Below are 6,276 nucleotides of genomic sequence, written 5' to 3' on the forward strand. Positions count from 1 at the left end.
GCCCGGGGCTCACGCCGCCCCGCGCACCCGCCGCTCCACCCGCAGGCTGCCCGCGAGCGCCGCGACGGCCTGCCGCACCGCGCCGACGGACGTCCCCGCGAGCGCGGTCCCGGTGAACGTCGCCAGCCACACGCTGTCCGGCACCGGGACCGCGAGCTGCGTCGTGGACCACGGGCCGCCGGTGGGCCCGGTCCCGGTGCGGTCCACCCGCACCCCGGGGCCGACCCCGGTCGGCACCTCGGGTGCGGACCGGTCGGCCTCCAGCACGAGCCGGGCCAGGTCCAGGTCGGCGCGCAGGGGGGCGGTGCGCGTCCACGACACCGTGACGACCCCGGTCTCGGGGTCCCCGCCGGGGGCCGTCGCGGACCGCAGGAAGGTGGCGATCGCCCCGGACGCCGCGGCGGCCTGCGCGACGAGACCCAGCAGGTTCGCCAGGCCGCGGCGGCGGCGCGCGTCCAGCCCCGGCCACACCGCGGACCGGGTGACCACCGCCAGCAGGTCGTCGTGCAGTTCCCCGGGCGCCGAGCGCAACGCCTCCCACCCGTCCGGGGCATCGAGGGAGAAGCCGAACGGGGGACGGACAGGGCCGATCGTGGGGTTCACGGGTCCATCGTCGGCGCGCGCGGTCGCCGGGCCCCTAGGGTTCGGGCCGATCCCCACCGTTCGGTGCATCGAGTTCACCCAGGAGGTGCCGTGGTCCCGTCCCAGGACGCGCTCGACGCGGCGCAGCAGCGCGCTGCCGCCCTGCGGTCCCTGCTGCACCGGGTGCGGGACGCGGCCGCCGTCGTCCCCGCGCTGCACCGCCCCACCGGTGTCGTCGGCGCCGCCGGGGCGTGGACGGGCCGGGTCGCCGACCGGCTGCACCGCGACGAGCTGGTTCCCGCGGCGGGCCGCCTCGACCGGTCGCTGCGCCGCGCCGTCGACGCCGTGGAGGACGCGCTGCGCGACGCGGAGGGCTCGGTCCGCCACCTCGCCGAGCGGGTGGCGTCGGAGGAGCGCGACGAGGCCGGACGGCTGGCCCGGGCGGCCCCGTGAGCGGGCTCGTCGAGATCGACCCGGACGCCGTGCGCGGCGTCCACCGCGACCTCACCGCCACCCGCGACGCGATCGCGCAGCGGGTCCGGCCGTTGCGCCGCGCCGCGGCGGACCTCGGTGTGGACCTCGGGGGTTTCGCGACGTCCTGGCCCTGGGCGACCGGCTGGACGCGCAGGTCCTGCCCGTGGTGCGCGACCACCAGCGCCGGGCGGAGGAGCTCGCGGGTCTGCGGTACCGCGGGCGGTTCGGGGAGGCGATCCCCGTCGTCGACCGGGAGGTGTCCCCCGCGCCGCCGGCCCTGACGCCCCGGTTCGGCGACGAGGACGGCCTGACCCGGGTGTCGTGGGCGGCGGCCCCGGAACCCGAGGAGATCGCCGACGAGGAGGGTTTCTCGGCCTCCCGCAGCGTCTCGGACTGGTTCTCGCACCGCTGGGACGACGTCACCGCCGCGGTCGACGCCGGCACCGACCGGGTGTCGCGGGCCGCGGTGGACCTGTGGCAGGGGGCCGGTGACGCCCTCGGCGCCGGCCGGGACGCCGTGGTCACCGCGTGGGACGGCGCCACGGGCGCGTCGGGTGAGTGGGTCGACGAGAACCTCGCCGGGATGCGGGAGTGGATCGGCGACCACGTCGGGGTGTTCCGGTGGCTGGCGAAGGCGCTGCGGGTCGTCGGGTGGGTCGTCGTGGCCGTCGGCGCCGTCCTCACCGTCGCGCTCGGGGTCATCGGCGCCCTGGGTGGGGCGACCGCGGGTGCGGTGTTCGGCTTCGGGGTCGGCGCGGTCCCGGCCGGCCCGGCGGGTGCGCTGGCCGGGGTCACGGCCGGCCTGGGGGTCGTCGGCGCCGGGTTCAGCCTCGTCTCGGCCGGTGACTTCCTCGACGGCCTCGCCGACTGGGGTGAGGGGGAGATCGACGGTCAGGAACTCGTGCAGCGGGGCGCTGCCGAACTCGCCCTGGCGGTGACGTCCCTGATCGGGATCGGCGCCGTCGTCAAGGGCGGGAAGGAACTGCTGGGGCACCTGCCGCCGTCGTGGGCGGCGGGGGCGGAGGAGTTCCTCGGCCGGCTGTTCTCCCGGGACCGCGCGGAGCGGGACGAACCCGGCACCCCGGACGTTCCGGGCAACGCCCTCCCCCTGGACCCGAACCGCCCGTGGACGTTCGACATCGCCCGGGACGAGGCGCGGTTCCCGCGGGCGCACACGACGGACCGTCACGGCGCGGACATCCCGTTGCGGCGCGAGGACGCCGGACCCGGCGGGAAGAGCATCGAGGGCCGCATCCACGGGGATGAACCGTGGGCGCGCCGCGAGAACACGTCCAGCCGCTGGTTGAGCGACGAAGTGATGAACTCGACGATCGACGGGCACGTCCGGCAGCACTGGGGAGATCGTCGACCGGCTGTCCACGGGCCAGGCCTACAAGAGCACCTTCGACGCCGGGCACCCCGTCGGTGAGGGTTTCGTCAACGCCGGCAGGGGCACCGGCGGACCACGGCGAGCGGTGTACGGCACCACCGACGACGTCACCGTGGTGGTCCGTGTCGACGAGGCGACCGGAGAACCGTACGTCGTCACGGCCTCCCGAACCTGACGCACCTGTACCGGGGATGAGAGAGTGACTTCGTGCGTGATGCAGACCAGTGCGCCACCCCGCTCGAACTGACCACCTACCTCTTCCACCACTTCCTCGACGACACGGACAGCGACGAGGAGGCCATCGAGGACCTCAGGAACTGGGGATCGCTGAGCCCCCACCTGCTGCGCCGGCTGGAGCGGGGTTTCGAGCAGTACCTCGCCGAACGCCCCCGCGACGGCTCCTCCCTCACCCTCGTGGAGATCCACGCCAACGTCAGCCTCGACGAGTACACCGAGGACGCCGCCTGGGCCTTCATCGACGAGTTCGCCCACGCCTTCCGCACGGTGGTCCACGACCTCGAAGCAGCCGGGAAACTGCCCCGTGCCTGACACCCGCACCGGGACCCCCGACGACCGCGCCGTCGTCCTCGACGTCCTGCACGCCTACTACGCCGACGCGGACTCCTGGGCCGAGGCCGAGTCCGGTCTGCGCGCCACGACCCGCCGGCTGCCGGCTGCCGTCCGGCCCACGAGCCTGGCGGTGGACCGGTTCCTGCGCGACCGCGCGGACGGCCGCGGCCTCGCCGACCTCGTGGTCCGCGAGGCCCGCTGGGTCCTGCCCGATCCCGGTGACGACGCGGCGGCCGGGTTCCTCGGGGCGATCGCCGACCTGCTGCGCACCCTGGACCCCGACGACCCCGACGACCCCGACCCGGCCCTGCCCGCGACCGACCCGCACGCGACCCGCACCCTGGAGGGCGCGCTCCACGGCGACCCCCGTGGCACCGCCCGCACGTCAGCGCCAGCCGCTGGCTCACCCCCGACCTGGTGGACCGGACGGTGAACGCGCACGTGGCCGCGGCCTGGCCGGTCATCGCGGGGACGCTCGGCGCGCGGGGCCGGTACGTCGCCACCTTCGACGCCGCCGAGGTCGTCGGGGAGGGTCTCGTCAACGCCTCGCTGGGCCGGGCCCCGCGCCCCGTCCCGGTCCTGACGCGCACGTCGACCGTCCGGGTCGTCCTGGACGTGGACCCGGCTGAGGGCCGCCCGTTCGTCGTCACCGCCCACCCGTTGCTGCCGCTGCCCGGACCCGACGAGATCGCGCCGGCCGGCTGAGCCTCCAGCCGGGGACCGCGGACGTCGCCCTCGACGAGTTCGCCGGCGACCGGTGCACCCACCCGGGTGATCTTCTTCAAACCCTCTGGAACGCGCTCCGAGACACCGGTGTGGGCATCGCCGGGGGTGGAGCGCAGGAGCAGGCGCGGCGCGCGACGGCGCGGGTCGCGCAGCTGCGCCGCGAGCTGACCGCGGCGGAACGGTCCCAGCACGCCTGGTCGGCCGGCGCGGAGGGCGAGCGCCTCGTCGCGCAGGCCCTGGACGGGCTGGACGGGCACGGCTGGCGGGTGCTGCACGACGTGCACTGGCCGGGCCGGCGGTACGCGAACCTCGACCACGTGGCGATCGGCCCGGGCGGGGTCGTCGTGGTGGACGCGAAGAAGTGGTCGGGCGACGTGCGGCTCGACGACGGTGACCTGCGCCAGAACGGGTACCGGCGCGACCGGGAGCTGGACGGGGTGGCCCGGGCGACGGCCGACGTCGCGGCGCTCCTGCCGCCGCGGCACCGGTCCGCGGCGCGGGGCGTGCTGTGCCTGGCGGACCAGCCGCTGCGCCCGGCGCGCACCCGGTCGGGCGTGCGGGTCGTGGGCCGCACGCACCTCGCGGGGCACCTGCGGTCGCTGGACCGCAGGCTGACCCCCCGCGAGGTCGGTGAGCTGACGGAGTTCCTGCGCGGACGGCTGGACGGCGACCGCAGCCCCGAGCTCCCCACCACCGCGGCGGTCGGCGCCCCCCGGTCGAGGCGGACCGTCCGCGAGGACCTGCTGGCGCTGCTGCTGGCGCTGGTGGTGCTGGTCGTCGCCTCGATGCTGCTCACGCACCTCCTGGCGCGGACCGCCGCACCGCTCGGCGCAGGCGGCTGAGGACCCGGGCGAAGGCCCCGCGCGGCGCGACCCGCACCAGCGGCAGCTCCACCTTCGCCCGCTGCGCGGCGGACAGCTCCTCGCGCAGCACCTCCACGAGGACGCGGGTGTCGTCGGCGGCGTCGTGCGGCCGCAGCTGCTCGATCCCCCAGTGCGCGGCGAGCGTGGCCAGCTTCAGGTTCGGCACGGGCAGGTCGAGCCGGCGGGCCAGCTTCCACGTGCACAGGCGGTGCCGCACGGGGAGCCGGACCCCGGCGGCGCGCATCTCGGCGGCGATGAACTTCCAGTCGAAACCGGCGTTGTGGGCCACGAACACGCGGCCGTCGAGGAGGGCGGCGACGGTGGGGGCGACCCGGTCGAAGGTGGGGGCCCCGACGAGCCGCTCGGCGGTGATGCCGTGCACGTCGACGGGCCCGGGGTCGCGGCGCGGGTCGACCAGGGAGGACCAGGACCGCTCGACGACGCCGCGGGCGTCCACGAGGCAGACGGCGATCTGGACGATCCGGTCGCCGGTGTCCGGTTCCCACCCCGTCGTCTCGACGTCCAGCACGGCGTACCGGTGCCGGTAGCGCCGGGCGACCGCCCGCGGCAGCGGTGGGGTCGGGTCGATCACGGTCATCAGGTCTCTCCTCGCTGGTGGAACGGGGAGAGCGTGGCAGAGGCCTCGGACACGCCGTCCGCGGACCCGCCGCGTTCGAACGCCTCGAACAGGCGGCGGCACGCGGTGGACGGCGTCCCGGGTCACGCGGGGGCGAACCGCCGGGGGTCGACGAACCCGGCGTCGAGGAAGGGTTCCTCGCCGACGACGAGCTGGGCGACGAGCTCGCCCACCCCGGCCGCGTGCTTGAACCCGTGCGCGGAGTCCCCGCCCGCGACGACGACCCGGTCGGTGCCGTGCGGCCGGCCGATGACGAACTGCTCGTCGGGGGTGTTGTTCACCATGCACGGCGTCGCCTTCTCCGGCGTCGGGTCGACCCCGGGGAAGGCGCGGGCCACGGCCGCGCACAGCTCGGCGCTGTCGCCGGCGTGGATGAACCGGTCGAGGGAGTCTGCGTCGGTGGGGGCGAAGTTCTCCCCGTCCGGCAGCAGGCCCAGCTTGATGCCGTAGTCCTCGGCGGACCCGTGGCCCCAGACCTCGGTGCCGTCCGGCAGGGCCCGGGTGAAGGCCGGGAACGCGTCGAGCGCGTAGTCCCGCTCGTGGCCGGGCCGGGCGCGGAAGAAGAACATCGGCATCCGGCGCGGGTCCAGCGGCAGCTGCGGGACGAGCGCGCCGAGCCAGGCCCCCGTGGCGACGACGACCTGCCGGGCGGCGATCGTCGCCGTCGGCGTGCGGACCAGCACGCCGTCCCCGGTGGGTTCCACGGCGGTGACCGTGGTGTGCTCGAACAGCTCCGCGCCGAGCCGGACCGCCTCCGCGACGTGCGCGCGGACGTTGCGCTCGGGGTAGCAGATGCCGGCCCAGGGGTCGAGGACGCCGAGGTCGTCGTCGTCGAGCCACGCGTAGCCGGGGTACGTCTGCCGGACCTCGTCGGCGTTGAGCGTCTTGACCGGCACCCCCGCGGGGGGGGGGGGGGGGGGGGGGCGGGGGCCGGGGGGGGGGGGGGGGGGGGGGGGGGGGGGGGGGGGGCCCCCCCCCCGGCGCGGCGGGCGACCTCGGCGGCCGCGGCGAGGCGGCGGGCGCGTTCGGGGACG

The 6,276-nt window shown here is 76.5% G+C and carries 9 protein-coding genes; 6 read left to right on the plus strand and 3 right to left on the minus strand.

Annotated features, from left to right (window positions below):
- Positions 1-9: 9 nt before the first annotated feature.
- Positions 10-603 carry a hypothetical protein gene (locus tag ACRYM6_RS11815; RefSeq protein WP_432543068.1) on the minus strand — a complete coding sequence of 198 codons (594 nt, stop codon included), beginning with the start codon at positions 601-603 and terminating at the stop codon, positions 10-12.
- 90 nt (positions 604-693) lie between these two features.
- Here ACRYM6_RS11815 and ACRYM6_RS11820 point away from each other — a divergent pair, with 90 nt between their 5' ends.
- The 6 genes from ACRYM6_RS11820 (at position 694) to ACRYM6_RS11845 (ending at position 4,584) form a co-directional block, all read left to right on the plus strand.
- The gene (locus ACRYM6_RS11820) at positions 694-1,035 is read left to right on the plus strand and encodes a hypothetical protein (RefSeq protein WP_432543069.1); all 342 of its coding nucleotides are present in this window, start codon (positions 694-696) and stop codon (positions 1,033-1,035) included.
- Positions 1,036-1,219: 184 nt separating this feature from the next.
- Positions 1,220-2,485, plus strand: coding sequence for a hypothetical protein (locus ACRYM6_RS11825; RefSeq protein WP_432543070.1), 1,266 nt, complete (start codon positions 1,220-1,222; stop codon positions 2,483-2,485).
- Between the two features lie 168 nt (positions 2,486-2,653).
- The gene (locus tag ACRYM6_RS11830; protein WP_432543071.1) at positions 2,654-2,995 is read left to right on the plus strand and encodes a hypothetical protein; all 342 of its coding nucleotides are present in this window, start codon (positions 2,654-2,656) and stop codon (positions 2,993-2,995) included.
- Complete coding sequence (locus ACRYM6_RS11835; RefSeq protein WP_432543072.1) at positions 2,988-3,449, plus strand: hypothetical protein; 462 nt, start codon at positions 2,988-2,990, stop codon at positions 3,447-3,449. Before ACRYM6_RS11830 ends, ACRYM6_RS11835 begins: the two co-directional genes overlap by 8 nt.
- Entirely contained in the window at positions 3,446-3,721 is a 276-nt protein-coding gene (locus ACRYM6_RS11840; RefSeq protein ID WP_432543073.1) for a hypothetical protein, read from the plus strand. The genes ACRYM6_RS11835 and ACRYM6_RS11840 overlap by 4 nt, the downstream gene beginning before the upstream one ends.
- 110 nt (positions 3,722-3,831) lie before the next feature.
- On the plus strand, positions 3,832-4,584 hold the full coding sequence (locus ACRYM6_RS11845; protein ID WP_432543074.1) for a nuclease-related domain-containing protein: 753 nt from the start codon (positions 3,832-3,834) through the stop codon (positions 4,582-4,584).
- Here ACRYM6_RS11845 and ACRYM6_RS11850 read toward each other — a convergent pair.
- Both ACRYM6_RS11850 and ACRYM6_RS11855 read right to left on the minus strand, forming a co-directional pair.
- Entirely contained in the window at positions 4,535-5,203 is a 669-nt protein-coding gene (locus tag ACRYM6_RS11850; protein WP_432543075.1) for an exonuclease domain-containing protein, read from the minus strand. The two genes, ACRYM6_RS11845 and ACRYM6_RS11850, sit on opposite strands and share 50 nt — an antisense overlap.
- A gap of 122 nt (positions 5,204-5,325) precedes the next feature.
- The gene (locus tag ACRYM6_RS11855; protein WP_432543076.1) at positions 5,326-6,138 is read right to left on the minus strand and encodes an FAD-dependent oxidoreductase; all 813 of its coding nucleotides are present in this window, start codon (positions 6,136-6,138) and stop codon (positions 5,326-5,328) included.
- Between the last annotated feature and the right edge of the window lie 138 nt (positions 6,139-6,276).

The organism is Kineococcus rugosus, assembly GCF_050871975.1.
GTDB lineage: Bacteria > Actinomycetota > Actinomycetes > Actinomycetales > Kineococcaceae > Kineococcus.

Coding starts and splice junctions, on each gene's coding strand:
- ACRYM6_RS11850 (WP_432543075.1), bottom strand. CDS start 5,203: ATGACCGTGATCGACCCGACCCCACCGCTGCCGCGGGCGGTCGCCCGG.